The organism is Pseudomonas sp. Pse35 (assembly GCF_024519715.1).
GTDB lineage: Bacteria > Pseudomonadota > Gammaproteobacteria > Pseudomonadales > Pseudomonadaceae > Aquipseudomonas > Aquipseudomonas paracarnis.
Genome location: NZ_JALJRP010000017.1, coordinates 93850 through 120693 on the forward strand (window position 1 = coordinate 93850; position 26844 = coordinate 120693).

26 protein-coding genes are annotated in these 26844 nt (G+C 61.1%); 10 read left to right on the forward strand and 16 right to left on the reverse strand.

Features of this window, described 5'->3' with window-relative positions:
- Positions 1 to 142 precede the first annotated feature (142 nt).
- Together OC445_RS16005 and OC445_RS16010 are read right to left on the reverse strand one after the other, a co-directional pair.
- A complete protein-coding gene (locus OC445_RS16005; RefSeq protein ID WP_198791526.1) occupies positions 143 to 991 on the reverse strand; it encodes a MaoC family dehydratase in 849 nt (282 codons plus the stop codon).
- A gap of 2 nt (positions 992 to 993) precedes the next feature.
- Positions 994 to 2346, reverse strand: a complete 1353-nt coding sequence (locus tag OC445_RS16010) for a 3-oxoacyl-ACP reductase (RefSeq protein ID WP_054896414.1) — start codon at positions 2344 to 2346, stop codon at positions 994 to 996.
- Positions 2347 to 2459: 113 nt separating this feature from the next.
- Here OC445_RS16010 and OC445_RS16015 point away from each other — a divergent pair, with 113 nt between their 5' ends.
- Positions 2460 to 3737: an acetyl-CoA C-acetyltransferase gene (locus OC445_RS16015; protein WP_262020214.1), complete on the forward strand. Its 1278-nt coding sequence runs from the start codon at positions 2460 to 2462 to the stop codon at positions 3735 to 3737.
- Between the two features lie 134 nt (positions 3738 to 3871).
- Complete coding sequence (locus tag OC445_RS16020) at positions 3872 to 4771, forward strand: PA4780 family RIO1-like protein kinase (protein WP_014716761.1); 900 nt, start codon at positions 3872 to 3874, stop codon at positions 4769 to 4771.
- A gap of 134 nt (positions 4772 to 4905) precedes the next feature.
- Here the strand turns inward: OC445_RS16020 and cueR are convergent, their stop codons facing one another.
- From cueR to OC445_RS16035, 3 genes are all read right to left on the reverse strand, one after another.
- The gene (cueR, locus tag OC445_RS16025) at positions 4906 to 5307 is read right to left on the reverse strand and encodes a Cu(I)-responsive transcriptional regulator (protein WP_003188242.1); all 402 of its coding nucleotides are present in this window, start codon (positions 5305 to 5307) and stop codon (positions 4906 to 4908) included.
- Positions 5304 to 7505, reverse strand: coding sequence for a heavy metal translocating P-type ATPase (locus OC445_RS16030; RefSeq protein ID WP_198791528.1), 2202 nt, complete (start codon positions 7503 to 7505; stop codon positions 5304 to 5306). The genes cueR and OC445_RS16030 overlap by 4 nt, the downstream gene beginning before the upstream one ends.
- Before the next feature lie 226 nt (positions 7506 to 7731).
- Complete coding sequence (locus OC445_RS16035; protein WP_034125899.1) at positions 7732 to 8112, reverse strand: hypothetical protein; 381 nt, start codon at positions 8110 to 8112, stop codon at positions 7732 to 7734.
- A gap of 147 nt (positions 8113 to 8259) precedes the next feature.
- Here OC445_RS16035 and OC445_RS16040 point away from each other — a divergent pair, with 147 nt between their 5' ends.
- Complete coding sequence (locus tag OC445_RS16040; protein ID WP_072445975.1) at positions 8260 to 8457, forward strand: heavy-metal-associated domain-containing protein; 198 nt, start codon at positions 8260 to 8262, stop codon at positions 8455 to 8457.
- 86 nt (positions 8458 to 8543) lie between these two features.
- Positions 8544 to 9737 carry a multidrug effflux MFS transporter gene (locus OC445_RS16045; protein ID WP_057977734.1) on the forward strand — a complete coding sequence of 398 codons (1194 nt, stop codon included), beginning with the start codon at positions 8544 to 8546 and terminating at the stop codon, positions 9735 to 9737.
- Between the two features lie 8 nt (positions 9738 to 9745).
- On the opposite strand, the gene OC445_RS16050 is transcribed toward OC445_RS16045, so the two are convergent.
- The 3 genes from OC445_RS16050 to OC445_RS16060 all read right to left on the reverse strand — a co-directional run bounded on the left by OC445_RS16050 (position 9746) and on the right by OC445_RS16060 (position 11516).
- A complete protein-coding gene (locus OC445_RS16050; protein ID WP_014716767.1) occupies positions 9746 to 9925 on the reverse strand; it encodes a hypothetical protein in 180 nt (59 codons plus the stop codon).
- A 146-nt stretch (positions 9926 to 10071) separates the two neighbouring features.
- On the reverse strand, positions 10072 to 11085 hold the full coding sequence (locus tag OC445_RS16055; RefSeq protein ID WP_034125902.1) for a zinc-binding alcohol dehydrogenase family protein: 1014 nt from the start codon (positions 11083 to 11085) through the stop codon (positions 10072 to 10074).
- Between the two features lie 137 nt (positions 11086 to 11222).
- Complete coding sequence (locus OC445_RS16060) at positions 11223 to 11516, reverse strand: putative quinol monooxygenase (protein WP_034125903.1); 294 nt, start codon at positions 11514 to 11516, stop codon at positions 11223 to 11225.
- Between the two features lie 117 nt (positions 11517 to 11633).
- Between OC445_RS16060 and OC445_RS16065 the strand changes: the two genes are divergently transcribed.
- The 3 genes from OC445_RS16065 to OC445_RS16075 all read left to right on the forward strand — a co-directional run bounded on the left by OC445_RS16065 (position 11634) and on the right by OC445_RS16075 (position 14955).
- Positions 11634 to 12563, forward strand: coding sequence for a LysR family transcriptional regulator (locus tag OC445_RS16065; RefSeq protein WP_198791529.1), 930 nt, complete (start codon positions 11634 to 11636; stop codon positions 12561 to 12563).
- A gap of 134 nt (positions 12564 to 12697) precedes the next feature.
- On the forward strand, positions 12698 to 13384 hold the full coding sequence (locus OC445_RS16070; protein WP_034125905.1) for an ArsR/SmtB family transcription factor: 687 nt from the start codon (positions 12698 to 12700) through the stop codon (positions 13382 to 13384).
- Positions 13385 to 13584: 200 nt separating this feature from the next.
- Entirely contained in the window at positions 13585 to 14955 is a 1371-nt protein-coding gene (locus tag OC445_RS16075; RefSeq protein WP_057977730.1) for an MFS transporter, read from the forward strand.
- A gap of 126 nt (positions 14956 to 15081) precedes the next feature.
- On the opposite strand, the gene OC445_RS16080 is transcribed toward OC445_RS16075, so the two are convergent.
- Complete coding sequence (locus tag OC445_RS16080) at positions 15082 to 16035, reverse strand: adenosine deaminase (RefSeq protein ID WP_014716772.1); 954 nt, start codon at positions 16033 to 16035, stop codon at positions 15082 to 15084.
- Positions 16036 to 16228: 193 nt separating this feature from the next.
- Here OC445_RS16080 and OC445_RS16085 point away from each other — a divergent pair, with 193 nt between their 5' ends.
- The gene (locus OC445_RS16085) at positions 16229 to 17320 is read left to right on the forward strand and encodes a calcium:proton antiporter (RefSeq protein WP_003188263.1); all 1092 of its coding nucleotides are present in this window, start codon (positions 16229 to 16231) and stop codon (positions 17318 to 17320) included.
- 135 nt (positions 17321 to 17455) lie between these two features.
- Here OC445_RS16085 and OC445_RS16090 read toward each other — a convergent pair whose 3' ends face one another.
- The 6 genes from OC445_RS16090 to OC445_RS16115 form a co-directional block, all read right to left on the reverse strand.
- The gene (locus OC445_RS16090; protein WP_060764621.1) at positions 17456 to 18814 is read right to left on the reverse strand and encodes an 8-oxoguanine deaminase; all 1359 of its coding nucleotides are present in this window, start codon (positions 18812 to 18814) and stop codon (positions 17456 to 17458) included.
- Positions 18815 to 19025: 211 nt separating this feature from the next.
- Positions 19026 to 19712 (reverse strand): SDR family oxidoreductase, encoded by a 687-nt coding sequence (locus OC445_RS16095; protein ID WP_054918743.1) that lies wholly within the window; start codon positions 19710 to 19712, stop codon positions 19026 to 19028.
- 56 nt (positions 19713 to 19768) lie between these two features.
- Positions 19769 to 20350: an IMPACT family protein gene (locus tag OC445_RS16100; protein ID WP_054918742.1), complete on the reverse strand. Its 582-nt coding sequence runs from the start codon at positions 20348 to 20350 to the stop codon at positions 19769 to 19771.
- A 12-nt stretch (positions 20351 to 20362) separates the two neighbouring features.
- Positions 20363 to 21022, reverse strand: a complete 660-nt coding sequence (locus OC445_RS16105; RefSeq protein WP_034125910.1) for a TetR/AcrR family transcriptional regulator — start codon at positions 21020 to 21022, stop codon at positions 20363 to 20365.
- Positions 21023 to 21109: 87 nt separating this feature from the next.
- A complete protein-coding gene (locus OC445_RS16110; protein WP_054918737.1) occupies positions 21110 to 22504 on the reverse strand; it encodes a uracil-xanthine permease family protein in 1395 nt (464 codons plus the stop codon).
- An 88-nt stretch (positions 22505 to 22592) separates the two neighbouring features.
- Complete coding sequence (locus tag OC445_RS16115; protein WP_034125912.1) at positions 22593 to 23513, reverse strand: LysR family transcriptional regulator; 921 nt, start codon at positions 23511 to 23513, stop codon at positions 22593 to 22595.
- A 126-nt stretch (positions 23514 to 23639) separates the two neighbouring features.
- Here OC445_RS16115 and OC445_RS16120 point away from each other — a divergent pair, with 126 nt between their 5' ends.
- Together OC445_RS16120 and OC445_RS16125 are read left to right on the forward strand one after the other, a co-directional pair.
- Positions 23640 to 24989, forward strand: a complete 1350-nt coding sequence (locus OC445_RS16120) for an aspartate aminotransferase family protein (protein WP_054896425.1) — start codon at positions 23640 to 23642, stop codon at positions 24987 to 24989.
- Between the two features lie 39 nt (positions 24990 to 25028).
- Positions 25029 to 26522 (forward strand): CoA-acylating methylmalonate-semialdehyde dehydrogenase, encoded by a 1494-nt coding sequence (locus tag OC445_RS16125; RefSeq protein WP_034125914.1) that lies wholly within the window; start codon positions 25029 to 25031, stop codon positions 26520 to 26522.
- 112 nt (positions 26523 to 26634) lie between these two features.
- Here OC445_RS16125 and OC445_RS16130 read toward each other — a convergent pair.
- On the reverse strand, positions 26635 to 26844 hold a 210-nt coding region (locus OC445_RS16130), incomplete at its 5' end, for a hypothetical protein (protein ID WP_262019923.1).

Genomic DNA, 26844 nt, shown 5'->3' on the forward strand with positions numbered 1-26844 from the left:
CGGCTTAATGACTAATACCAAAGGTGTAATGGAAGGGTGTTTCAGGATTTTTATATTAGTAAAATCAAAGTGTTGTAAATAAAGACGGACCTCGTAAGGTCCGCTATAACTTAGGGTGTATATATACAATTAATCAGGGTTTTCAGGCAGTCGGCTGCCACTGCCCCAGCATATGTTGTATATCCCCAGCGCCTTTGAGTTCCAACGCCCCGCTGGAACCGGCCGCGCTGCTCATCAATATCACTTCACTGGGCAGGCGCACCGGCTTCATGAACGCGACGTCGATTTCAATATTGGCGGCCGGTAAGTGTTCTGCCAGCGCCGCGAGAGTGCGCGCCTTGTTCCATAACCCGTGGGCGATAGCCTGGGGAAAACCGAACAACTTCGCGGTCGGGGTACTGAGGTGGATGGGGTTGTAGTCGCCAGACACTCGGGCGTAGCGTCGGCCAATATCAGGGGGGGCTTTCCAGCGCGTCAGTTCGGTGAGCGTTCCTGGAGTCTGCGATCCGCTGTCCGCAGCTTCGCCTTCAACCTTTACGCCCCGACATAGCATTTGGCTTTCGCCCTCCCACAAGAGCCCAAGGGCATCCTCGACAACCGTCACGATGTCAAAGGTGGCCCCCTTGGGATGGGTGCTGAGATTGCGTGCGTAGACACCGACACTCACGTCACCGACTCCACCTAAAGGCCGATGAATCCGGATGCGATTGCGCAGGTGGATCAACCCCAGCAGCGGAAATGGAAAAGTCTTGTCCGTCAGCAATTGCAGTTGCAGGCCGAACGCGAGGATATGCGGATAAGTCGCGGGCAGCATCGGGCTGTCAGCAAAGCCGCATACCTTGCGATAAGCCGCAACCGCGCCGGGATTGACACTTATCGGGCAGCGCAACCCACATTCGGGCAGTGAGCTGCCGGTGATCTTGCGCTTGAGCGCCGCACGCCAATACAGCGGCAGTAGGGGCGGGGTGCTGTCCAACGTTTGCCATTGCATGCTTACGCTCCCAGAAGACTTTGCCCACACACCCGCAGCGCTTGGCCGCTGACCGCACCGGAACCCGGCTGGCTCAGCCAGGCGACGGCTTCGGCCACGTCCTGGGGCAAGCCACCTTGGCCCAGGGAACTCATGCGGCGCCCGGCCTCGCGCAGGGCGAAGGGAATATGCGCGGTCATCTGGGTTTCGATAAACCCTGGCGCGACGGCGTTGATGCTGATCCCACGCTCCTTCAACAGCGGCGCCCAGGCTTGAGCCAGGCCGATCAACCCGGCCTTGCTTGCGGCATAGTTGGTTTGCCCACGATTGCCGGCGATGCCACTGATGGAAGCCAGCAACACCACCCGTGCATTGTCCTGCAGGGTGCCGCTGTCGAGCAGGGCCTTGGTCAGCACTTGCGCAGCCTTGAGGTTGACCGCCAGCACTGCGTCCCAGTATTCCGGGGTCATGTTGGCCAGGGTTTTGTCGCGGGTGATGCCGGCGTTGTGCACCAGGATGTCGAGCCCGTCTGGCAGGTGCTCGATCAGTTGGCGTGCGGCATCTTCGGCGCAGATATCCAGGGCCACCGTGCGTGCATTCAGGCGTGCGGCCAGGGCTTCAAGGTCGGCCTTGGCCTGGGGCACATCGAGCAGAATGACCTCGGCGCCGTCGCGGGCCAGGGTTTCGGCGATGGAGGCACCGATGCCTCGAGCGGCGCCGGTAACCAACGCCTTGCGCCCGGCCAAGGGGCGCGTCCAGTCTTGCACCGGTGTGTCGCAAGCTGACAGGCGAATCACCTGGCCCGATATATAAGCGCTTTTGGGCGAGAGAAAAAACCGCAGCGCGCCCTCCAACTGGCCTTCGGCACCGTCGCCCACGTACAGCAACTGCAGCACGCCACCGCTGCGCAACTCCTTGGCCAAAGAGCGGCTGAACCCTTCCAGGGCGCGCTGGGCGCTGGCGGCGAACGGATCGCTGAGGCTTTCCGGCGCCCGGCCAAGGATCACCAAGTGGGCACTGTGGTCGAGGTTTTTAAGCAGTGGTTGGAAGAATTCGCGCAGCTGCTTGAGCTGGTCGGTGTGCTGCAAACCGCTGGCATCGAACACCACCGCCTTGAGCTTGGGGCCGTGTCCTGGAATCCACGCGGGTGCTGTCGAGGCTTCGGCGCCGTAGCTGTAGACGGCGTCGGTGAGTCGGTTGGCAAATGCCAGCACCTGGGTAGCCAATGCGCCACCGCCCAGCAGCAGCGCACCTTCGACCGGGCGCAGGCGCCCGGCTTGCCAGCGTTCCAGGCGTACCGGTGACGGCAGGCCAATGGCGGCGACCAGGCGATGGCCGAGGCTTGAGTTGGCGAAGTCGATATAACGGTCAGACATGGAACGCTCTCCGAAGGCTGGGGTTCAAAGGTTGACCACCCTGGGGTGGCAGTCGTTCGATTGAGCCTAGGCTAGGCTTGATGATTCCACCCACCACCACAAGGGAGCTTTCCATGACTCAATTGCGCCGTGTAGCGATCATTGGCGGTAATCGCATTCCTTTCGCCCGATCCAATGGCCCCTACGCCACGGCGAGCAACCAGGCGATGCTGACTGCCGCACTGGAGGGTCTGATCGAGCGCTACAACCTGCACGGCCTGCGCATGGGCGAAGTGGCTGCCGGCGCGGTGCTCAAGCATTCCCGTGATTTCAACCTGACGCGTGAATGCGTGCTCGGTTCGCGCCTGTCACCGCAAACCCCTGCGTACGACATTCAGCAAGCTTGCGGCACGGGGCTTGAGGCGGCGCTGCTGGTGGCCAATAAAATTGCCCTGGGCCAGATCGAATGCGGCATTGCCGGCGGGGTGGACACCACCTCGGATGCACCGATTGGTGTGAATGAAGGGCTGCGCAAGATCCTGCTGCAAGCCAACCGCAGCAAATCCCTGGCAGATAAATTAAAACTCCTGTTACAACTTCGTCCTCATCACCTCAAGCCGGAACTGCCGCGCAACGGCGAACCGCGTACCGGTCTGTCCATGGGCCAGCACTGCGAACTGATGGCCCAGACTTGGCAGATCCCTCGTGCCGAGCAGGACCAGCTTGCGCTGGAGAGCCACCAGAAGATGGCGGCGGCTTACGCCGAAGGCTGGCACAACGATTTGCTCACGCCCTTTCTCGGCCTCACCCGCGACAACAACCTGCGCCCCGACCTGACCCTGGAAAAACTCGCCAGCCTCAAGCCGGCCTTCGAGCGCAGCGAAAAGGGCACGCTCACCGCCGGTAACTCCACACCGCTGACCGATGGTGCCTCCCTGGTGTTGCTGGGCAGCGAGGCGTGGGCCAAGGAGCGCGGCTTGCCGATCCTCGCTTACCTGCGCGATGGCGAAGCGGCGGCGGTGGATTTCGTCCAAGGTGCCGAGGGCCTGCTGATGGCGCCGGTGTATGCGGTACCGCGTTTGCTGGCGCGCAACGGCCTGACGTTGCAGGACTTTGATTATTACGAGATCCACGAAGCTTTCGCCGCCCAAGTGCTGTGCACGCTCAAGGCCTGGGAAGACGCCGACTATTGCAAGACCCGCCTGGGCCTGGACGCACCGCTGGGGTCGATCGACCGCAGCCGGCTCAACGTCAAGGGCAGTTCCCTGGCGGCGGGCCATCCGTTTGCCGCCACCGGTGGGCGGATCGTCGCCAACTTGGCTAAATTGTTGGATGCGGCGGGCAAGGGCCGTGGGCTGATTTCCATTTGTGCCGCCGGTGGCCAAGGCGTGACGGCGATTATCGAACGCTGATTGCCGACAAAATTGGCCCATTGAATGCATTCTCAAGGGGTCAGAGGTCAGTAGCCTCTCCCCCCGGCGAGCCGATTGCCGTATAACGAGTTCCACACGCGTGTTTGGTAATACAGGACCCACAATAAAAGCTGATGAAGACTCCTAAACGCATTGAACCCCTGATCGAAGACGGTCTGGTCGACGAAGTGCTGCGCCCTCTGATGAGTGGTAAAGAAGCAGCTGTTTATGTGGTGCGCTGCGGCAATGAATTGCGTTGCGCCAAGGTTTACAAGGAGGCGAATAAACGAAGTTTTCGTCAGGCATCCGAATACCAGGAAGGCCGTAAGGTCCGTAACAGCCGCCAGGCACGAGCCATGGCCAAGGGCTCCAAGTTCGGCAAGAAAGAAACCGAAGATGCCTGGCAGAACGCGGAAGTGGCGGCGCTGTTTCGCCTGGCCGGTGCGGGCGTTCGTGTGCCCCAGCCGTTCGACTTTCTCGAAGGCGTACTGTTGATGGAACTGGTGGCCGACGAATACGGCGATGCGGCGCCGCGTCTGAATGACGTAGTGCTGGAGCCGGACCAGGCGCGCGAGTACCACGCTTTCCTGATCTCCCAGATCGTGCTGATGCTGTGCACCGGCCTGGTGCACGGTGACCTTTCCGAGTTCAACGTACTGCTCACGCCTACGGGCCCGGTGATCATCGACCTGCCCCAGGCGGTGGATGCGGCGGGTAACAACCACGCGTTCAGCATGCTGGAGCGCGACGTTGGCAACATGGCTTCCTACTTCGGGCGTTTTGCCCCGGAGTTGAAGAAAACCAAGTACGCCAAGGAAATGTGGGCGCTGTATGAAGCCGGCACCTTGCACCCGGCCAGTGTATTGACCGGTGAGTTCGACGAACCGGAAGAACTGGCGGATGTGGGCGGTGTGATCCGCGAAATCGAAGCGGCGCGGCTGGATGAAGAGCGTCGCCAGGCGATTCGCGCGGCGGATGATGCGCCACCAAGCAAAGTGCCGGACGAGCCACCGCCGCCGCCTTGGATGCAGTAACTTACAGCGACGCTGATCGTTCCCACGCTCTGCGTGGGAATGCATCCCTGGACGCTCTGCGTCCTAAAGCGTGACGCGGAGCGTCGAAAGCGGCATTCCCACGCGGAGCGTGGGAACGATCATTGTGCTGTCTGTCAGGCGCAGCAGTTGCCCGCTGCCAACTCCTTGAGGATCGGGCAATCGGGCCGGTGATCGCCCTGGCAGTGCTCCATCAGGTCCTGCAAGGTATCGCGCAGTTGCCCCAGCTCGCGAATCTTGTGGTTCAGCTCGTCGATGTGCTGGCGCGCCAGGGCTTTTACGTCGGCGCTGGCCCGCTGGCGGTCCTCCCACAGGGTCAGCAACTTGCCGACTTCTTCCAGTGAAAACCCCAGGTCTCGCGAGCGCTTGATGAACGTCAGGGTGTGCAGGTCGTCGTGGCCGTACACCCGGTAGCCGCTGTCGGTGCGGTGGGCGGTTTTCAGCAGGCCAATGGATTCGTAGTAGCGAATCATCTTCGCACTTAGCCCGCTGGTGCGGGCGGCTTGGCCGATGTTCATGGGCGTTGATCCTCCAATTCCTTGGGTTTCCAGGTTTTCAACAACAGGGCATTACTCACCACGCTGACGCTGGACAAGGCCATGGCAGCGCCAGCCAGTACCGGGTTGAGCAGGCCGAAGGCGGCCAGGGGAATGCCGATCAAGTTATACACAAAGGCCCAGAACAGATTCTGTCGAATTTTCGCGTAGGTCTTGCGGCTGATCTCCAGGGCGGCCGGCACCAGGCGCGGGTCGCCACGCATCAAGGTGATACCGGCGGCGTGCATGGCCACGTCGGTGCCGCCGCCCATGGCGATGCCGATATCGGCAGCGGCCAGGGCTGGTGCATCGTTGATACCGTCGCCGACCATGGCCACCACGCCGGTTTTTTTCAGCTCGGCCACGGCAGCGGCTTTATAGGCGGGCAGTACTTCGGCATGCACATCGTCGATGCCCAAGGCCTCGGCCACCACCCGTGCACTGCCGTGGTTATCGCCGGTGATCAGGTGGCTGCTGATGTGCTGCGCCTTGAGTTGTTGCACGGCTTGCAACGCGCCGGGCTTGAGCGTGTCGCCAAAGGCAAACAGCCCCAGCACACGGGGTTGCGCGCCTTGTTCGATCAGCCAGGACAAGGTGCGGCCTTCGGCTTCCCATTCCTTGGCACGAGGGCCTAAATCGCCTGCGTCCAGGCCGGTCTCTTCCAGCAAGCGGCGATTACCCAGCGCCAATGGCCGACCGTCGAGCGTACCGGCAATGCCGCGCCCGGTCAGGGATTGGCTGGCGCTCACATCGGCCACGTCCAAGCCTCTTTCGCGGCAAGCATCCAGCACGGCTTTGGCCAGTGGGTGCTCACTGCCGCGTTGCAGGGCGCCGGCCTGTTGCAACAATAGGGCTTCGTCACCATCCACGGCCGCCAAATGCGCAATGTTGGGCGCGCCGGAGGTGAGGGTGCCGGTCTTGTCGAACACTACGGCGCTCACGGCATGGGCGCGCTCCAGGGCTTCGGCGTCCTTGATCAGGATGCCGTGGCGTGCGGCGACGCCAGTGCCGGCCATGATCGCGGTCGGTGTGGCCAGGCCCAGGGCACAAGGGCAGGCGATCACCAATACGGCCACCGCATTGATGATGGCGGTTTCCAGGGATGCGCCATACAGCCACCAGCCCACTACGGTAATCAGCGCCAATACCAGCACGGCCGGCACGAACACCTGGCTGACTTTATCCACCAGTTTCTGAATCGGTGCCTTGGCGGCCTGGGCGTCTTCGACCAGGCGGATGATGCGCGCCAGCACGCTTTCCGCGCCCAGGGCCAGGGTGCGCACCAGCAGGCGGCCTTCACCGTTGATGGCGCCACCGGTGACCGCGTCGCCGGGTTGTTTGGGCACCGGCAGGCTTTCGCCGCTGATCAGGGCTTCATCGGCATGGCTCTGGCCTTCCACCACCTCACCGTCCACCGGGAAGCGTTCGCCGGGTTTGACCAGCACCAGGTCGCCGTGCTTCAACGCACTGATGGCGACGTCTTCTTCACGGCCGTCCTGCACGCGAATCGCACGTTCCGGACGCAAGGCTTCAAGGGCGCGGATGGCGCTGGCGGTCTGGCGCTTGGCGCGGCTTTCCAGGTATTTGCCCAGCAGCACCAGGGCGATCACCACCGCCGAGGCTTCGAAGTACAGGTGCGGCGTCACGCCTGGGGCGGCGGTGAGCCATTCATAGATACTCAAGCCGTAGCCGGCACTGGTACCGATCGCCACCAGCAGGTCCATATTGCCGGCGCCGGCGCGCACGGCTTTCCACGCGGCGACATAGAAGCGCGCACCCAGGATGAATTGCACCGGCGTGGCCAGGGCAAACTGTATCCAGGCGGGGAGCATCCAGTGCAGGCCGAAGGGTTCTACCAGCATCGGCAGCACCAAGGGCAGCGCCAGCAGAACGCCCGCCACCAGCGACCAGCGCTCGCGGCGCAGGCGCCGGGCCTGATCGGCGTCGGTAGCGGTTTCGCTTTGGGGCAGGCTGGCGGTGTAGCCGGCTTTGTCGACGGCGGCGATCAACACGCTGGGGTCCATCTGGCCCTGTACTTCGATGTGCGCGCGCTCATTGGCCAGGTTGACGCTGACACGTTGCACGCCAGGCACTTTGCCCAGCGCGCGTTCGACCCGCCCGGCACAGCTGGCACAGGTCATGCCGCCGATGGGCAGGTCAAAGGTGGTGGATCCATTCATGGGGCAGTCCTCCAGAAGAAGTTGCCACTAGGATCAACCTTAACCTGTGGGGAAGGTCAAGCCCGATCGTTCCCCCGCTCTGCGCCGATCGTTCCCACGCTCTGCGTGGGAATACAGCCCGTGACGCTCCGCGTCACCCTGGCGTTGAAGTAGTGCCTTGTACCCGGGACGCAGCGCGTCCGATGAGGCGTTCTCACGCAGAGCGTGGGAACGATCGTGGGGTTACTCAGTATTCCAGTTTCGCCGCTTTGAGGTACATGCCGTCCGGGCCCAGTGCAATGCGTAATTTGCGTACATCGCCGGCTTTCAAGGTGATGTTCTGCGCGGGAGGCGCGAGCATGCCTGGCAGACAGCCGGGGGCCTGACTCGGCAACACTTTCAGGCGCAGCGACACATCGCCGGGGGGAAGGTTGAAGGAGGTGGCCTGCTCCTGGAACAGACGCCCGGCCAGTTGGTCCTGGATATACAGGCCGATCTCGCAGTGGGTCGGCACTTCCAGGCGTTCGCGGGAAATAATCAGCACCGCATAATCTTCAGCTGCCAGGGCCTGGGGCGCAGCGGCAGGCAAGCTCATCAGGCCGGCAAGGGCAAAAAACGACCAGCGCATGGCGAATGCTCCATGGTTCACAGCTAGGGAGGTTGAAGCTTGGACGACGCCGCCGCCGAATACCAGCCCGGCAGAAATACTGAGAACTTGACCTTGCCATCATGGCAAGCTCGACACTGGGCTCAACCTCATCAAAGGAGTCATGTCATGCAAATATTCAGCGTTGAAGGAATGACCTGCGGCCATTGCGTTAAAGCGGTGACCCAGGCGGTACAGAGCCAGGATTCGGCAGCAAGTGTGGAGGTCGACTTGAAGGCTAAAGAAGTGCGGGTGGCAAGCAGTCTGTCCTCTGACCAAGTGATCGATCTGATTGCCGAGGAAGGCTACAGCGTCAAGTTGGCGTGATTTTCTGATCGTTAGCCACCTAACGTAATGTTCATGGCACCCAAGCGCGGCTAGACTGTCGAGCTGCCGACTCACTTGGGTGTCTGATGAACCTTCGCATAATCCTGATTCTGGGCGCCTTGAGCGCCTTCGCGCCGTTGGCGATCGACTTTTACCTGCCGGGATTTCCGGCAATGGCCTCGGCCTTCGCCACTGACGAAAAACATATCCAGCTGACCCTGGCGGTGTATTTCGCGGGCCTGGCTATTGGCCAATTGATCTACGGGCCGCTGGCCGACCGCTTTGGCCGGCGCGTGCCGTTGCTCAGCGGCGTCACCCTGTTTACCCTCGCGTCTTTCGCTTGTGCGTATGCGCCGTCCCTGGAATGGCTGATCGGTGCACGCTTCGTGCAGGCCCTTGGCGGGTGTGCGGGCATGGTGATTTCCCGGGCGGTGGTCAGTGACAAATGCGATGCCGTGGGTTCGGCCAAGGTGTATTCGCAACTGATGCTGGTGACCGGCCTGGCCCCGATCCTGGCGCCGTTGGCCGGTGGCCTGATGGTCGGCGTGTGGGGCTGGCAGTCGATTTTCCTGGCGTTGTCGTTGTTCAGCGTGATGGCGGCCATCGCCGTGGCGGTCGGGTTGCCGGAAACCTTCCCGGCCAATCAGCCGCGCCAGCCGTTGTCGGGCTCGTTGCGCCGCTACGGCTCGCTACTGTCAGACCGGGTGTACCTGGGCTATGCCTTGACCGGCGGCATCTCGATTGCCGGGATGTTTGCCTACATCGCCGGTTCCCCCTTCGTGTTTATCAAGCTCTATGGCGTACCGGCCGAGCATTACGGCTGGTTGTTTGGCTCCAACGCCGCGGGCTTTATCCTGGTGGCGCAACTGAACGCAAGATTGCTCGCCAAGCGCGGCCCGGCGTTTTTGTTGTCGCGTACCGTGTGGGTGTACGTGGCGGCGGCGTTGACGCTGTTGGGAATTGCCGCGTTGCGCACTGAGGCACTATGGCCGTTATTGGTGCCGCTGTTTATCTGTATCGCCAGCCTGGGCTGCATTTTGCCGAATACCTCGGCCTGTGCCATGAGCGGGCAGGGGGCTCGGGCCGGCAGCGCATCGGCGTTGCTCGGTTGCATTCAGTTCGGTGTGGCTGCAGGGGCGGCGTCGTTGGTCGGTGTGTTGCACGACGGCACGGCGATGCCGATGGCCATGGTCATCAGCCTCTGCGGGGTGCTGGCGGTGACCATTGCCATGGCGACCCAGCGCCTGCAACGGGCAAGGGCCGTACAGGCGCAGGTCTGAAGTTCGGTTTAGCCAGCGGAACGTTGCTGGTTGAGGGGGAAGCGATGGGGCGCCTGGATCCGGGCCTGCAGCGTGTCGGCGAAGGCGCGGGCCTCGGCTTCACTGCGAAAGGTGATGGCCTCGCCGTCGAGACGAACTTGCCATTGGCTGCCTGGGGATTTTGCTAACGCTTTTATCAGGATTTTCATTGCTGACTTCCTCACGTAAAAGAATCGTGGCAAAGGCGGCCAATATAAACCTGAACGGGCGCATAAATATGACAAGGATCAACTCTCGGACTAATGGTGTCGTCCGTTACCTACGTGGATAACAGACGACACTGACAGCCGTTTTTTCAGAACCCTTCCAGCACGATCTTGCCCTTGGCCTTGCCGCTTTCCAGTAGGGCGTGGGCGCGGCGCAGGTTTGCTGCATTGATCACACCGAAGTGCTCGCCTACCGTGGTTTTCAGGGTGCCGGCGTCGATCAGTTCGGCCACGCGGTTGAGCAGGTTGTGCTGCTCGATCATGTCTGGCGTTTCGAACATCGAACGGGTGTACATGAACTCCCAGTGCAGCGACAGGCTCTTGCGCTTGAGCTTGCTCACATCCAGGGCCTTGGGATCGTCGATCAACGCCAGCTTGCCTTGGGGTTGCAGTGCTTCGACCAGTTGGTCCAGGTGTTGCTCGGTCTGGGTCAGGCTGGCGACGTGGGTCACTTGCCCGTGCCCGGCCTGTTTCAACACTTCGCTCAGCGGCTGGCTGTGGTCGATCACCACGTGTGCTCCCAGGGCCTTGGCCCATGCGTGAGTCTCGGGGCGCGAGGCGGTGCCGATGACCTTCAACGCGGTGAGCTGGTTGGCCAACTGAGTCAGGATCGACCCCACACCACCGGCAGCGCCGACGATCAGCAGGCTCTGGCCTTGATCGTCTTTGCCTTCAGTCACCTGCAAACGTTCGAACAACAGCTCCCACGCAGTGATAGCGGTCAACGGCAATGCGGCCGCTTCGGCAAACCCCAGGCTTTGGGGCATATGGCCGACGATGCGCTCATCAACTGTGTGCAATTCGCTGTTGCCGCCTGGGCGTACCAGGGAACCGGCGTAGTACACCTTGTCGCCGGCCTTGAACAACGTCACGTCACTGCCGACCGCCTTGACCACACCCGCCACGTCCCAACCCAGCACCTTGGCGGCGCCATTTTCCGGGGCGACGTTCTGGCGCACCTTGGTGTCCACCGGGTTGACCGAGATGGCTTTGACTTCCACCAACAGGTCACGGGGGCCGGCCACGGGGGCTGGTAGTTCGATGTCTTGCAGGGATTCTGGATCGGTGATCGGCAGTGAGGCGTAGTAGGCGATGGCTTTCATGATGACTCCAAGTGAATACGGTCAAGGTAGGAGCGAGCTTGCTCGCGAAGATCGTTAACGATGACGCGGTGTTTCTGGTTTCGCGCCTCGTCGTTGGGGTTTTCGCGAGCATGCTCGTTCCTACAAAAAAGGCGGGATCAGGCGAGAAATTTCAGGCGCTTGAGTTCGAAGTGTTCGATCACATCGGCGGCCTTGGCGCGAAAGCTCTGGATATGCGCGCTCTGGTCGTGGTCGGCCAGTGCAGCGTCGTCGCTCCAGCGCTCGAGCATGTAGAAGGTCTCGGGGTGTTGCAGGTCCTGGTGCAGGTCGTACTGCTCGCAACCGGCTTCCAGGCGGGTCGGTTCCAGCAGGCCGCGCAGCAGGGTTTCCAGGGTGGCGTGCTGGCCGGGTTTGGCGATCAGCGTGGCGATGACATTAAAAGCAGTGGGCATAGTCGATTCCTGGCACGGGCTAACGGGATGGACAGATGATTGGCTATTTCCCACGCCGATAAAAGCGGCTAAAACAGCAGGCTGTTTCAACCAAATATTGATAATGAGCGGAAATGCATGCTGCGTTTTGATGATTTGCAGTTGTTTGTGCGAGCGGCGGACTTGGGCAGCCTGTCGGCCGCAGCGCGGGTCATGGACCTGTCCCCGGCGGTGGCCAGTGCCGCGCTCAAGCGTATCGAACAGCAACTGGGTACGCGCTTGCTGGCGCGCTCCACCCGCAGCCTGCGCCTGACAGCCGAAGGCGAGGGCTTCCTTGCGTACGCGCGGGCGTCACTGAGCGCGCTGGATGAAGGGCGGCGCCTATTGGCCAGTGGCCAGGATCATGTCAGTGGCGTGCTGCAATTGTCGGCACCCTCGGATTTCGGCCGCAACCAACTGTTGCCGTGGCTGGATGCGTTCCAGCAGGAGCATCCGCAACTGAACGTGCGCCTGTTGCTCGGTGATCGCATCGCCGACCTGTTCCGCCAGCCCGTGGACATTGCCCTGCGTTACGGCGAACCCGAAGACTCCAGCCTGATTGCGCTGCCCATTGCCCCGGACAATGTCCGCGTGCTCTGCGCCGCCCCCAGTTACCTCGCCCGGCATGGCGAGCCGCGCCATCTGGAGCAATTGGCCCAGCACAATTGCCTGCTGTACATGCTCGGCAGCCGCGTCCACGACCACTGGGGTTTTTACGATGGCAAGCGTCATGTGGGCCTGACGGTCAGCGGCGATCGCTTCAGCGATGACGCCGATGTGGTGCGCCGCTGGGCGGTGGCGGGCATGGGCATCGCCTACAAGTCCTGGCTGGATGTGAGCACCGATGTGCTAGCCGGGCGCTTGCGTCTGATCCTGCCGGAACTGCAGGGCGAGCGCACCCCGCTCAACCTGCTGTGCGCCCACCGTGCGCAATTGAGTAAACCCATCAATCTGCTGCGGGACATGCTCGTGTCCCGTTGTGCGACATTGACGGCCCAGCGACCGGGACGAATGGCTTCTCGTCAATAGCCTGCGCCACGCTCGGAAGTTTCACTCATATCTTGTCCTGATTTGCACCGTCAGACACCGGGGAACCTCCTGCCTGCGCACCTATACTTGGGCGTCAACCGCAGCAGAAAAATGGTTTAACAGGGAGTGAATACATGGGAGCAGCACCTTGCATCAGTCAGATCGCCAGCTTGCTCGCCGAGCCTAAACGCACGGCCATGCTTTGGGCCTTGATGGACGGTTCGGCGAAGACTTCCGAAGAGCTGGCGACGCTGGCCGGGCTGTCGCCGGCGTCAGCCAATGCACATTTGGCGCGGCTGTCCGGCAGCGGCCTGTTGCGGATCGAGGCGCGGCGGGGCCAGCGCCTGTTTCGTGTAGCGGCGGCCGATGTCAGTGCTGCCATTGATGCGCTGGCCAGCACCACTATGGCCAGCGCGGCCCGCAGCACACCTGATGTTTTGCCAGCGGCGCTGCGCGCACCGCCATTGCTGCGCCGTGCCCGCTGGTGCCATGGCCACCTCGGCGGCGAGCTGGCGGCGCAGTTGTATCAACGGATGCTTGAGGCCGGGTGGATCGAGCGCCATGAGCCGCGTACAGAGGTGACGCCCAATGGCGTGCAGGCGTTGGCGCAGTTGGGCATTTTTACCCAGGCATTGGCATCGCCGCTGGCCTGCGACTGTTTCGACTGGAGCCAGCAACAACCCCACTTGGGCGGTGCGTTGGGGGCGGGCTTGATGCAACTGTTTCTGCAGGCGAACTGGATCAGCGTGATCAACGAGTCACGGGCCTTGTCGGTCAATGACCTGGGGCTTGAGCACATAGCCCGCATCGCCAAACTGTAGGAGCGAGCTTGCTCGCGAAAAACTCGAGTGCGCCGCGTTTTATCCAGAAACCCCGCGTTATCGTTGACGATCTTCGCGAGCGAGCTCGCTCCTACAGGCGCTGGCGTCGTTCTCAGCTGTCGTCAGGTCGCATCCAGCAATAGCCGGCGCAAACGATGCCGCACACTCGCAAGGGGGATTTTTCATACGAGGGGTGTGGCATGGGTAGGCAGGGTTATAGCGCGGCGGAACGCCTGGAACGGTTGCCCATCAGCGGTTACCACCGAATCATTTTCATCATCATCGCCCTGGCGTTTTTCTTTGACTCCATGGACCTGGCGATGATGACCTTCCTGTTGGGCTCGATCAAAACCGAGTTTGGCCTGAGCACGGCCCAGGCCGGGTTGCTGGCCAGTTCGAGTTTTTTCGGCATGGTGGTGGGCGCTTCGCTGTCCGGGATGCTTGCTGATCGATTCGGTCGCAAACCGGTGTTTCAGTGGAGCATCGTCCTCTGGGGGTTGGCGAGCTATTTGTGTTCCACGGCCCAGACGGTGGAGACGCTGACGTTGTTTCGGATCCTGCTGGGCATTGGCATGGGCATGGAGTTTCCCATTGCCCAGTCGATGCTGTCGGAGCTGATCCCCGCCAAAAGACGCGGGCGCTATATCGCCTTGATGGATGGTTTCTGGCCGTTGGGCTTTGTGGCTGCGGGCGTACTGTCTTACTTCTTGTTGCCGGTGATTGGCTGGCGCGACATCTTCCTGGTGCTGGCGGTACCGGCGGTGTTCGTGCTGGCCATCCGTTTCTTTATCCCGGAGTCGCCGCGTTGGCTGGAACAGGCTGGGCGCCATGAGGCGGCGGACAAGGTCTTGCTTGGCATCGAGCAGAAGGTGCGCGATTCCCTGGGCGGCGCCGACTTGCCGGAGCCGATTGCCCTGCCACGGATCGAGAGTGCGCCGGGGACGTTTTTCTCCGCGTTCCAGCAGCTGTGGTCGGCGCAGTACCGCCAACGCACGATGATGATCTGGAGTGTGTGGTTCTTCGCCCTGCTTGGGTTCTACGGGCTGACGTCGTGGTTGAGTGCGTTGTTGCAGCAATCGGGTTTTGCCGTGACTCAGTCGGTGTATTACACGGTGATCATTTCCCTGGGCGGAATCCCAGGTTTTTTGATGGCCGCGTGGTTGGTGGAGCGCTGGGGACGCAAGCCTGTGTGCGTGGTGACCCTGCTGGGCGGCGGGGTGATGGCGTTTCTGTATGGGCAGAGCGCAGTGTTTGGCGGCAACGTGGGCCTGCTGATCACCTCGGGGTTGTTGATGCAGTTCTTCCTGTTTGGCATGTGGGCGGTGCTGTACACCTACACGCCGGAGTTGTATCCCACCTCGGCACGTGCAACCGGCTCGGGGTTTGCGTCGGCGATTGGGCGGGTTGGTTCGTTGCTGGGGCCGTTGGTGACCGGGTTGGTGTTCCCGATAACCGGGCAGGGCGGTGTATTTGCCTTGGGCGCGCTGTGCTTTGCGGTGGCGGCGCTGGTGGTGTGGCTGTTCGGGATGGAGACCAAGGGCAAGACCCTGGAAGAACTCACCCAGGCTTGAAGCTGATGGGGCCATGTGGGAGCCGGGCTTGCCCGCGATAGCGGTAGGTCAGGCAATAAGAGGCTGGCTGATACACCGCTATCGCAGGCAAGCCAGCTCCCACAGGTTGAGTCCAAGTCTATTCAGTTACGGTTTCACGAGCCGCGCATCCAGGCTGTTCTGCGCCAGGCGTTTGGCCTGGTCCTGGGTCATGCCCAGGGAGGTGTGCAGCGCGTGGAAGTTCTCGGTGACATAACCGCCGAAGTAGGCAGGGTCGTCCGAGTTCACGGTGACTTTTACACCACGCTCGAGCATGTCGAGGATGTTGTGCTGGGCCATGTCGTCGAACACGCAGAGCTTGGTGTTGGACAGCGGGCATACCGTCAGCGGGATCTGTTCGTCGATGATGCGCTGCATCAGGCGTTCATCTTCAATGGCTCGCACGCCGTGGTCGATGCGCTGGATTTTCAGCAGGTCGATGGCTTCCCAGATGTACTCGGGCGGGCCTTCTTCACCGGCGTGGGCCACGGTCAGGAAGCCTTCGTGACGGGCACGGTCGAACACGCGCTGAAACTTGCTCGGTGGGTGGCCCATTTCCGAGCTGTCCAGGCCGACGGCCACGAACGCGTCACGGAACGGCAGCGCCTGGTCGAGGGTTTTCTGCGCTTCGTCTTCGCTCAGGTGGCGCAGGAAGCTGAGGATCAAACCGCTGGTGATGCCCAGTTGCTGCTCGCCGTCTTTAAGCGCAGCGGCGATGCCGTTGAGCACCACTTCGAACGGCACGCCACGGTCGGTGTGGGTTTGCGGGTCGAAGAAGGGTTCGGTGTGGATCACGTTCTGGGCTTTGCAGCGCAGCAGGTAAGCCCAGGTCAGGTCGTAGAAGTCCTGGGACGTGCGCAGCACATCGGCGCCCTTGTAATACAGGTCGAGAAACTCTTGCAGGTTGTTGAAGGCGTAGGCTTTGCGCAGGGTTTCGACGTCGTTCCATGGCAGCGCAATCTTGTTGCGCTCGGCCAGGGCGAACAGCAACTCAGGCTCCAGCGAGCCTTCCAGGTGCAGGTGCAATTCAGCCTTGGGCAGGGCGTTGAGCCAATCGTACATTTTTAAAATCTCATCAGGTGCAATGGCGGCATTCTACAGGCCATGGCTGAAATAATCGGCAAAACCTGACCAGCAGGAGAGTATTTCTGTCACTCACGCAAGGGCGGCCTGAACTAAGGTGTAACGAAACGTTAGCGGCTCGGCGCAGTCTGTACCCCATCAATGACTGATTCGCTGTACGAAAAGGCCCGGAATGCTCACATCCCTCAAGCAAGAAAAATTCATGCTGCTGGCGCTGATTGCCGCCATCGCCGCCTACCCGCTGGAGCACTGGATGCTCCACAGCGGCCAACTGGTTGCGTTGCTGGCCGGCTTTGCGCTGATCGCGTTTATCGTGATGGCGTCGATGCGCGTGGCCCATCACGCCGAACAGTTGGCGGAAAAAGTCGGCGACCCCTACGGCACCATGATCCTGACCCTCGCCGCGGTATTGGTGGAAGTGGTGATCCTGGCGATCATGATGAGTAACGAGCCATCGCCCACCCTGGTGCGCGACACCATCTACTCAGCGGTGATGCTCGATATCAACGGTATCCTCGGCCTGGCCGCGCTGATGGGCGGCATCAAGCATGGCGAACAGTCCTACAACGATGACTCAGCGCGCACCTACAGTGTGATGATTCTTACCGCCATGGGGGTGTCGATGGTGGTACCGGAATTTATCCCCGAAGCGGACTGGAAAATTTACTCGGCCTTCACCATTGGCGCGATGGTGGTGCTTTACACCTTATTCCTGCGCATGCAGGTGGGGCCGCACAGTTATTTCTTCAGCTACAGCTACCCGGAGAAACGCCGTAAGAAACAGCCGGAAGACGAGCACGCGCCGTCTGTCAGCCTGACGTTTTCCATTGCGACCCTGGTGTTTGGGGTGATCGTGATTGGCGCGCTGGCCGAGGTGATGTCCAAGACCCTCGACCTGGGCCTGGAAGGCACAGGCGCACCACCAGTGATTACCGCGATTGTGGTGGCGGCTATCTCGGCCGCTCCGGAAATCCTCACGGCATTGCGCGCCGCGTTGGCCAACCGCATGCAATCGGTGGTCAACATCGCGCTGGGGGCTTCGTTGTCCACGGTGATCCTGACGGTGCCGGTGATGGAAGCCATGGCGCTCTACACCGGGCAGCCGTTCCAGATGGCGATGACGCCGGTGCAAACGGTTATGGTGTTTATCACGCTGATCGTCAGCGCGATCAACCTCAACGATGGTGAAACCAATGCGATAGAAGGGATGACGCATTTTGTGTTGTTTGCGACCTTTATCATGCTGTCGCTGTTGGGGCTGTAACCCGATTTGAAAGGCGCCGCAGACCCAATGTGGGAGCGGGCTTGCTCGCGAATGCGGTGGTTCAGTCACAGATGTACTGACTGACACACCGCATTCGCGAGCAAGCCCGCTCTCACATTTTGATTGGCGCCTGGCTTAGGTGCCCGCGATCAAATGGCGCGCGGCCTGGCTGTGATCGGCGATCAAGCCCTTGAGGTCCAGGCCTTCGACTTGACCATCAATCACCCGCCATTGACCCGCGATCATCACTCGGTCTGCCCGGTCCGCGCCGCACAGCAGCAGTGCGGAAATGGGGTCATGGCTGCCGGAGAAGCGCAGCTCATCGAGCTTGAACAGTGCCAGGTCCGCCTGCTTGCCGACGGCCAACTCGCCAATGTCTGTGCGCCCCAGCAACTGCGCCGAGCCCTTGGTGGCCCAGCCCAATACGCCTTCGGGGGTGATCTTTTCCGCGCCGTAGCGCAGGCGCTGGATGTACAGGGCCTGGCGGGCTTCAAGGATCATGTTCGAAGCGTCGTTGGAGGCCGAGCCGTCCACGCCCAAGCCGATCGGGGCGCCGGCGGCGAGCAGGTCCAGAGTGGGGCAGATGCCGGAGGCCAGGCGCATATTCGAGCTTGGGCAATGGCAGATGCCGGTGCCGGCTGCGCCCAGGCGCTCGATTTCGTCCGGGTTGAAGTGAATGCCGTGAGCCAGCCAGGTGCGTGGGCCGAGCCAGCCGACGCTGTCGAGGTAATCCACGGTACGCAGCCCGAAGCGTTGCAGGCAGAAATCTTCCTCATCGAGGGTTTCCGCCAAATGGGTGTGCAGGCGCACGTCCAGCTGGTTGGCCAGCTCGGCGCTGGCTTGCATGATTTCGGGGGTGACGGAAAACGGCGAGCACGGCGCCAGGGCGATCTGGATCTGCGCACCGTCACCGCGCTGGTGATATTCGCGGATCAGGCGCTGGCTGTCTTCGAGAATCACCTGGCCTTGCTGCACGGTTTGCTGCGGTGGCAGGCCGCCATCGGCTTCGCCCAGGCTCATGGAACCGCGGGTGAGCATGGCGCGCATCCCCAGTTCACGCACGCTGCCTACCTGCACATCAATGGCGTTTTCCAAACCATCGGGGAACAGGTAGTGGTGATCGGCCGCAGTGGTGCAGCCCGAGAGCAGCAATTCGGCCAGGGCGACTTTGCTGGCCAGGGCGAGCTTTTCCGGGGTGAGCCGCGCCCATACCGGGTACAGGGTTTTCAGCCAGGGAAACAGCGGCTGGTTGACCACCGGGCCCCAGGCGCGGGTCAGGGTTTGATAGAAGTGGTGGTGGGTATTGATCAGCCCAGGCAGCACCACATGCTCGCGGGCATCGAACACCTGCGCGCAGGGTTGTGCAGGCGCTTGCCCTTGGGCCAGCACTTCGGTGATGACACCGTCTTGCAGCACCAGGCCGCCACGGGCATCGAGGCCATTGGCAGTGAAAATCGCGAGGGGGTTTTTTAACCAGATACGGGTCGCAGGCATTGGCCGGCTCCTCTGAATGATGGGTTCAGGTTTGCCAGCTCAGTGTTGCCCTGTCTGCTGATCCAGGGTCGCCGGGGAGGGCGAGGTGGGCAGTTTACCTCTGTGGGAGCGAGCTTGCTCGCGAAAATCGTCAATGATGACGCGGGCAGTCTGGTTTAACGCAGTGCTTGGGCGTTCTTCGCGAGCAAGCTCGCTCCTACAGTTGGGGGGGTTACCAGGTGATGGTGTCGCCCTTGTAGTCGACGAAGTGATGGCCGCCTTTGCCGGTGTAGGCATTTACCTGGTCCACCAGGCCGCGCACGCTGGTCTCGACGTCGATGTGGGCATTTTCGCCGCCCATGTCGGTCTTCACCCAACCTGGATGCAGCGACAGCACCGTCGGCTTGGGCTCGCCCAGTTGCGTGATAAAGCTATTGGTCATCGAATTGAGGGCGGCCTTGCTGGCCTTGTACAGCGCCAGGTCCGAGCCGTCGGGAATGGTCACGCTGCCCAGTACCGAACTCATGAAGGCCAGCACGCCGGTGTCTTTGCGGATCTGCCCGACAAAGCGCTGGGCCAGGTTGATTGGCGCCACGGCGTTGGTGAAGAACAACTGGCCGACTTCCGCCAGGGTCGCGTGGCCGGGCTCCTGGTTGGCCGGGCCCTTGACGCCGGCGTTGACGAACAGCAGGTCGAAGGTGCGGTCTTTCAGGCGTTGGGCCAGGGCGATCACGGCTTGCTGGTCGTCCATATCCAACTTCTCGATCTGCACCGGCCCCGCGGCTTTCAGGGCATCTGCCTTGTTCGGATCGCGCACGGTAGCGGTCACGCCCCAGCCGTCCTGGAGCAGTTGCTTGACCAGGCCAAGGCCCAGCCCGCGCGAGGCGCCGATGATCAGTGCGGTTTTTGGCGTAGACATGAAAGGCTTCCTTTGAAATCGCGGTTCAGGGAGTTCAGCGCATAACAGTAGCAGTTTCAGCGTTCGAGCAGGATGCGCCCACGGCTCAGGTCGGCGAGCTGGGTTTGCAGGGTGTCGATGTGCGCCTCCCCCAGGGCGAGTTGCAGCTCTACGCCGTTGGCGGTGAAGGTTTCTTCCACCACAAGCCCGCCGAGTTCAGCGACACGCAGTTTCACCAGGTTCAGCTCGGAGAAGCCACAGGCGCAGCTCAGAGGTACGCGGCTGATCAGCTCGATGCGCTCGGCATTTTGCAGGCATTTATTGGCCCCGCCGCCATAGGCACGGGCCAAGCCACCCGTGCCCAGTTGAATGCCGCCGTACCAGCGGATCACCAATACGGCCACCTGATCAAAGCCCTGGGCCTCGATGGCCGCGAGGATCGGGCGCCCGGCGGTGCCACCGGGTTCGCCGTCATCGCTGCTGCGGTATTGATCGCCCAGCTTCCAGGCCCAGCAGTTGTGCGTGGCGTTCAGGTCGCTGTGTCGCTCGAAAAACGCTTGGGCGTCCTGCGGGCTGGTAATCGGCGCCGCCAAGGTGATAAAGCGGCTTTTGCGTATTTCTTCACGAAACTCGCAAAAACCGGTGAGCGTAAAAGACATAAATCGCTTCGTTTATAGGGCTGGCTTGATGCCGCAGCCTTTGAGAATGATATGGATCAGATTGGTGCCGGCATCTTCCATGTCCTGCTTGGTCAGCTTGGTGCGACCGGTGACGCGGCAGATCTGGGTGGCGAAGTCAGCGTAGTGCTGGGTGCTGCCCCACAGCAGGAAGATCAGATGCACGGGGTCGACGGGGTCCATTTTGCCGGCGTCGATCCACGCCTGGAACACTGCGGCACGGCCACTGAACCAGGCCCGATAGTCCTGGCCGAAATATTCCGTGAGGCATTCGCCACCGCTGATGATCTCCATGGCGAAGATCCGCGAGGCTTGGGGTTGGCGGCGCGAGAATTCCATCTTGGTGCGGATGTAACGAGCGAGCGCCACGGCCGGGTCATCCTCGGCGGTCAGCGCGTTGAAGGTGCTGTCCCAGAGTTCGAGGATGTTGCTCAGCACTGCGATGTACAGGCCCAGCTTGTTGGTGAAGTAATAGTGCAAGTTGGCCTTGGGCAGCCCGGCGCTGGCAGCGATGGTGTTCATGCTGGTGCCTTTGTAGCCATGGCGCGCGAATTCATCTTCAGCAGCCTGGAGAATCGCTTGTTCATTCTTTTGCCGAATGCGGCTGGCGGGTTTACCGCCGTGGTTGCTGTGGGCAGGAACTTCGAGGCTCATGGAGGTTTCCGTGCTGATCGATAGAGACGACGTGTGCACAGATAACCCACCCTCAAGCCTCAGACAAGTCCTGATGCAATAAAACCGTCAAAGCGGTTCCAGGCTGTCGCGTTCCGGGGTGTGGTTTGCGGCGGTGGTACTTGCCTTGGCCTCCGGCAGTAACAGGCACAGGAGGATGGCGGTGATACCGCCGCTGGTGATGGCGGAGTCGAACAGGTTCTGCACCAGTGTCGGCATCAGGTGCAGCAGGTTAGGTTGCGCGGCGATACCCAGGCCAACACCGAACGAGGTGGCGATAATCAGCATGCTGCGTCGATCCAGCGGTGCCTGGGCGAGAATGCGCACGCCGGCTGCGGCCACACTGCCGAACATCACCAGGGTCGCGCCGCCCAGCACCGGCTTGGGGATTTGCTGCAGCACGGCGCCAATCAGCGGAAACAGGCCCAGGCAGAACAGCAACACGCCGATGTATAAACCGACGTAACGGCTGGCCACGCCGGTGAGCTGGATCACACCATTGTTCTGCGCAAACGTGGTGTTGGGGAAAGCGCTGAAAGTGGCGGCGATCATGCAGCTCACCCCATCGCCGAGGACGCCGCCCTTGAGCCGGCTTATATAAGAAGGGCCGCTGATAGGCTGGCGGGCAATCATGCAATTGGCGGTGAGGTCGCCGACGGTTTCGATGCTGCTGATCAGATAAATCAGCGCAATCGGCAGGAAGGCGCTCCAGTCGAAGTTGAAACCAAAGCGGAATGGTGTAGGCAGGCTGACCAATGGCAGGTCAGGCAAAGCCTGGGGAACAAGTTTACCGCTGAACCACGCCGCGAGGCTGCCCAGGGCCAGGCCGATGATGATGGCCGACAGGCGTACCCAGGGCGTGTTCGAGCGGTTGAGCAGGATGATCGTCAAAACCACGAACAGGCCCAGCGCCAGGTTGGCGGGGGCGCCGAAGTCCGGTGCATTGAAACCGCCGCCGAGGTCGGTGATACCCACTTTGATCAGGCTGATGCCGATCAGCGTAATCACAATGCCGGTCACCAGCGGTGTGATCACGCGGCGCAGCTGGCCGATAAAGCGGCTCAATACAATCTGTACCGCCGCGCCAAAGAAGCACACGCCGAAAATCATCGCCAGAATGTCTTCCGGACTGCCGCCGCGTTGTTTCACCAGAAAGCCTGCAGACAACACCGCGCCGAGAAACGCAAAGCTGGTGCCTTGCAGGCAGATCATGCCGGCACCGATACCAAACGGCCTGCGTGCCTGGATGAAGGTGCCTACGCCGGAAACCATCAACGCCATGCTGATCAGGTAGGGCAAGTGGGCGGTGAGGCCGAGGGTGGAGCCAATAATCAGAGGCGGCGTGATGATGCCGACGAACGCCGCCAATACATGTTGCAGCGCCGCGAGGAAAGCGGGCAGTGGTTTCGGCCGGTCGTTGAGGCCGTAGATCAGGTCGCTGGGGCTGGAGGATTCTGGGGGCATGGCGGGTCAACTCAAGGCGGACGGTTCAAGGTCCTTGAGTCCTTGCAAAAAGCTGTCCATATGCTCAGCTTTTTGCGCGAGGCCCGAATCAGCGGGTGGCGGCCAGGCTTTCCAGGAAACTTTCCAGCACCAAATGAGGGCGACGGCCCTTGCGCGTGACCGATGCCAGGCTCAAATCGTAAAAACGTGTAGCCGGTTTCAGCGCACGCAGTCGGCCTTGTTGTACCCACAGGCTGGCGTAGTGATCGGGCAGGTAGCCGATATAACGCCCGGTGAGAATCAGGAACGCCATGCCTTCACGGTCTGACGCACTGGCGGTGCAGTTGAGCGCCTGGTAATGGGCCTGGATTTCCGCAGGTAAGCGGAAGGTGGGGGCGATGGCGTCCTGGCTGTCGACGCGCTCGTCGTCGAGTTGCTTGTTGTCGGCGTAAAACAGCGGGTGGCCGACCGCGCAATAGAGCAAGGAACGTTCGCTGTACAACGGCTGGTATTCCAGGCCCGACAGTGCGCTGGCCTGGGGCACCACACCGACGTGCAGGCGACCGTCGAGTACGCCTTGCTCCACTTCATTGGGGGCGATCATGCGGATCTGGATCTGCACGTCCGGGCCGCGTTCTTTCAACTGCGCCAATGCGTGGGTGATGCGCATATGGGGCAGAGTGACAAGGTTATCGGTGAGGCCAATGATCAACTCGCCGCGCAAATGTTGGTGCAGGCCGTTGACCTCGGTGCGAAAACTTTCCAGGGCACTCAGCAGTTGCAGGGCAGATTGATAGACCTCACGGCCTTCTTCCGTCAGGGAAAAACCGGCGCGGCCGCGTTGGCAGAGTCGTAGCCCGAGTCGTTGCTCAAGGTCGCTCATCTGCTGGCTGATGGCCGAGCGCCCGATGCCGAGAACGGTTTCCGCTGCCGAGAAGCCGCCGCACTCCACTACGCTGCGAAAGATGCGCAGCAGGCGAATATCGAAGTCACTGACTTGGGCCAAAGGGTCGGGACGACGGCTGCTCATAGTTTAGTGAAGTCCTGACTGAAGGTTAGAAGAGTTGGATTTCACCGACTTTATCCCCGTGGCAATTTAGCTGCAACAACGCTTTTTCAATCCCGACGCTGCCTTTTGCCCTGCGAGGTTTTGCTGATGAACATGCCCGAAAACGCCCCATCGTCCCTGGCCAGCCAATTGAAGCTGGATGCGCACTGGATGCCTTACACCGCCAACCGCAACTTCCAGCGCGATCCACGCCTGATCGTGGCCGCCGAAGGTAGCTGGTTGACCGATGACAAGGGGCGCAAGGTCTATGATTCGTTGTCGGGCCTTTGGACCTGTGGCGCCGGGCATACGCGCAAGGAAATCCAGGAAGCGGTCGCCAAGCAATTGGGCACCTTGGACTACTCTCCAGGCTTCCAGTACGGTCATCCGTTGTCCTTCCAGTTGGCGGAAAAAATCACCGAGCTGACCCCAGGCAACCTGAATCATGTGTTCTTCACCGATTCGGGCTCTGAATGTGCCGATACGGCGGTGAAGATGGTGCGGGCCTACTGGCGCCTGAAAGGTCAGGCCACGAAGACCAAGATGATTGGTCGCGCCCGTGGTTACCACGGCGTGAACATTGCCGGTACCAGCCTGGGCGGTGTGAACGGTAACCGTAAGCTGTTTGGCCAGGCGATGATGGATGTTGACCATCTGCCTCACACCTTGCTGGCCAGCAACGCTTTCTCCCGGGGCATGCCGGAGCAGGGCGGTATTGCCTTGGCCGATGAGTTGCTCAAGCTGATCGAGCTGCATGACGCGTCGAACATTGCGGCCGTATTTGTCGAGCCTATGGCCGGTTCCGCTGGGGTATTGGTGCCACCGCAGGGGTATCTCAAGCGTCTGCGCGAAATTTGCGACCAGCACAATATCCTGTTGGTGTTCGACGAAGTGATCACGGGCTTTGGCCGCACCGGCTCGATGTTCGGTGCCGACAGCTTCGGCGTGACCCCGGACCTGATGTGCATTGCCAAGCAAGTCACCAACGGCGCGATTCCGATGGGCGCGGTGATTGCCAGCAGCGAGATCTACCAGACCTTCATGAACCAGGCGACGCCGGAATACGCAGTGGAATTCCCCCACGGCTACACCTACTCGGCGCACCCGGTAGCTTGCGCGGCGGGCTTGGCGGCATTGGACCTGTTGCAGAAAGAAAACCTGGTGCAGAGCGTAGCCGAAGTCGCGCCGCACTTTGAGAATGCGCTGCACGGTTTGAAGGGCAGCAAGAATGTGATCGACATTCGCAACTACGGCCTGGCCGGTGCGATTCAGATTTCCCCACGTGATGGAGATGCCATCGTGCGTCCATTCGAGGCCGGCATGGCGTTGTGGAAGGCCGGTTTCTATGTGCGTTTTGGCGGCGACACCCTGCAGTTCGGGCCAACCTTCAACAGCAAGCCGCAGGACCTGGACCGTCTGTTTGACGCGGTCGGCGAAGTGCTGAACAAGATCGACTGATTTCTCCTTCTATATAGAACAATTTTTCAGGAGCCCTGCATGAGCCTTATCCAGCATTTGATCAACGGTGAACTGGTCAACGACAGCGGTCGTAGTGCCGACGTCTATAACCCGTCTACCGGGCAGGTGATTCACCAGGTGCCTTTGGCCAGTCGTGAAACCATTCAACAGGCGATTGACTCAGCCAAGGCGGCGTTTCCGGCTTGGCGCAATACGCCGCCGGCCAAGCGTGCCCAAGTGATGTTTCGTTTCAAGCAACTGCTGGAGCAGAACGAAGCACGGATCTCGCAGTTGATCAGCGAAGAACATGGCAAGACCCTGGAAGACGCCGCGGGTGAACTCAAGCGTGGGATCGAGAACGTGGAGTACGCGTGCTCGGCGCCGGAGATTCTCAAGGGTGAATACAGCCGCAACGTAGGGCCGAACATTGATGCGTGGTCGGACTTCCAGCCGTTGGGCGTAGTGGCGGGTATCACCCCGTTCAACTTCCCGGCGATGGTGCCGTTGTGGATGTACCCGCTGGCGATTGTCTGCGGTAACTGTTTCATCCTTAAACCTTCAGAGCGCGACCCGAGTTCGACGCTGTTGATCGCGCAGCTGTTGCAGGAAGCCGGATTGCCCAAAGGCGTGCTCAGCGTGGTGCATGGCGACAAGGGCGCGGTGGACGCATTGATCGAAGCGCCGGAAGTCAAAGCCTTGAGCTTTGTAGGTTCGACGCCGATTGCCGAGTACATCTATTCCGAAGCGACCAAACGCGGCAAGCGCGTGCAGGCGCTGGGTGGGGCGAAGAATCACGCGGTGCTGATGCCGGATGCAGACCTGGATAACGCTGTGAGTGCCCTGATGGGCGCGGCTTATGGTTCCTGCGGTGAGCGTTGCATGGCGATCTCGGTGGCTGTGTGCGTGGGCGACCAGGTAGCGGATGCGTTGATCGCCAAGCTGGCGCCTCAGGTCAAGGCGTTGAAGATTGGTGCGGGCACTTCTTGCGGGCTGGATATGGGCCCGTTGGTGACGGGGCAGGCGCGAGATAAAGTCAGTGGCTATATAGAGGACGGTGTGTCGGCGGGGGCTGAGCTGGTGGTTGACGGCCGTGGCTTGAGTGTTGCAGGGCATGAGCAAGGTTTTTTCCTCGGTGGCAGCTTGTTTGACCGCGTCACCCCTGAGATGCGTATCTATAAAGAAGAGATCTTTGGGCCGGTGCTGTGCGTAGTGCGGGTGGATAGCCTGGAAGCGGCGATGCAGCTGATCAACGATCATGAATACGGCAACGGTACTTGTATCTTCACCCGTGACGGTGAAGCGGCGCGCCTGTTCTGTGATGAGATTGAAGTCGGCATGGTGGGGGTGAACGTGCCGCTGCCGGTGCCGGTTGCGTATCACAGCTTTGGTGGCTGGAAGCGTTCGCTGTTTGGCGACTTGCATGCCTATGGGCCGGACGGGGTGCGTTTCTATACCCGTCGCAAGGCAATCACCCAGCGTTGGCCGCAACGGGCCAGCCATGAAGCGTCGCAATTCGCCTTCCCTAGCCTGTAAGGCTCGGTAGGTAAAAGGCCGGCCCCTTGGGGCCGGCCTTTGCATTATTGGGGCTTTTTTGACTTATATGACAGAAATGTGAAAAAGAAGGTTGACGGCAGATTCTGGAAGCCTATAATTCGCCCCACTTCCGGCGCAGTCGAAACGGAAAACTCCTTGGTAAACAATGAGTTACGCAGTTTTCGGCAGCAAGTTGCTTCAGTTCATCGAAGCCAAAAGGAAGTTGAAAAATAGGTGTTGACAGCAGCGTGTAACGCTGTAGAATTCGCCTCCCGCTTACGAGAGATCGCAAGCGCAAGTGGTTGAAGTTGTTGAAGAAATC

Bases quoted from the DNA above. Each gene is read 5' to 3' on its own strand.
- OC445_RS16005 (WP_198791526.1), bottom strand. From the start codon at position 991: ATGCAATGGCAAACGTTGGACAGCACCCCGCCCCTACTGCCGCTGTAT.
- OC445_RS16010 (WP_054896414.1), bottom strand. From the start codon at position 2,346: ATGTCTGACCGTTATATCGACTTCGCCAACTCAAGCCTCGGCCATCGC.
- OC445_RS16015 (WP_262020214.1), top strand. From the start codon at position 2,460: ATGACTCAATTGCGCCGTGTAGCGATCATTGGCGGTAATCGCATTCCT.
- OC445_RS16020 (WP_014716761.1), top strand. From the start codon at position 3,872: ATGAAGACTCCTAAACGCATTGAACCCCTGATCGAAGACGGTCTGGTC.
- cueR (WP_003188242.1), bottom strand. From the start codon at position 5,307: ATGAACATCGGCCAAGCCGCCCGCACCAGCGGGCTAAGTGCGAAGATG.
- OC445_RS16030 (WP_198791528.1), bottom strand. From the start codon at position 7,505: ATGAATGGATCCACCACCTTTGACCTGCCCATCGGCGGCATGACCTGT.
- OC445_RS16035 (WP_034125899.1), bottom strand. From the start codon at position 8,112: ATGCGCTGGTCGTTTTTTGCCCTTGCCGGCCTGATGAGCTTGCCTGCC.
- OC445_RS16040 (WP_072445975.1), top strand. From the start codon at position 8,260: ATGCAAATATTCAGCGTTGAAGGAATGACCTGCGGCCATTGCGTTAAA.
- OC445_RS16045 (WP_057977734.1), top strand. From the start codon at position 8,544: ATGAACCTTCGCATAATCCTGATTCTGGGCGCCTTGAGCGCCTTCGCG.
- OC445_RS16050 (WP_014716767.1), bottom strand. From the start codon at position 9,925: ATGAAAATCCTGATAAAAGCGTTAGCAAAATCCCCAGGCAGCCAATGG.
- OC445_RS16055 (WP_034125902.1), bottom strand. From the start codon at position 11,085: ATGAAAGCCATCGCCTACTACGCCTCACTGCCGATCACCGATCCAGAA.
- OC445_RS16060 (WP_034125903.1), bottom strand. From the start codon at position 11,516: ATGCCCACTGCTTTTAATGTCATCGCCACGCTGATCGCCAAACCCGGC.
- OC445_RS16065 (WP_198791529.1), top strand. From the start codon at position 11,634: ATGCTGCGTTTTGATGATTTGCAGTTGTTTGTGCGAGCGGCGGACTTG.
- OC445_RS16070 (WP_034125905.1), top strand. From the start codon at position 12,698: ATGGGAGCAGCACCTTGCATCAGTCAGATCGCCAGCTTGCTCGCCGAG.
- OC445_RS16075 (WP_057977730.1), top strand. From the start codon at position 13,585: ATGGGTAGGCAGGGTTATAGCGCGGCGGAACGCCTGGAACGGTTGCCC.
- OC445_RS16080 (WP_014716772.1), bottom strand. From the start codon at position 16,035: ATGTACGATTGGCTCAACGCCCTGCCCAAGGCTGAATTGCACCTGCAC.
- OC445_RS16085 (WP_003188263.1), top strand. From the start codon at position 16,229: ATGCTCACATCCCTCAAGCAAGAAAAATTCATGCTGCTGGCGCTGATT.
- OC445_RS16090 (WP_060764621.1), bottom strand. From the start codon at position 18,814: ATGCCTGCGACCCGTATCTGGTTAAAAAACCCCCTCGCGATTTTCACT.
- OC445_RS16095 (WP_054918743.1), bottom strand. From the start codon at position 19,712: ATGTCTACGCCAAAAACCGCACTGATCATCGGCGCCTCGCGCGGGCTG.
- OC445_RS16100 (WP_054918742.1), bottom strand. From the start codon at position 20,350: ATGTCTTTTACGCTCACCGGTTTTTGCGAGTTTCGTGAAGAAATACGC.
- OC445_RS16105 (WP_034125910.1), bottom strand. From the start codon at position 21,022: ATGAGCCTCGAAGTTCCTGCCCACAGCAACCACGGCGGTAAACCCGCC.
- OC445_RS16110 (WP_054918737.1), bottom strand. From the start codon at position 22,504: ATGCCCCCAGAATCCTCCAGCCCCAGCGACCTGATCTACGGCCTCAAC.
- OC445_RS16115 (WP_034125912.1), bottom strand. From the start codon at position 23,513: ATGAGCAGCCGTCGTCCCGACCCTTTGGCCCAAGTCAGTGACTTCGAT.
- OC445_RS16120 (WP_054896425.1), top strand. From the start codon at position 23,640: ATGAACATGCCCGAAAACGCCCCATCGTCCCTGGCCAGCCAATTGAAG.
- OC445_RS16125 (WP_034125914.1), top strand. From the start codon at position 25,029: ATGAGCCTTATCCAGCATTTGATCAACGGTGAACTGGTCAACGACAGC.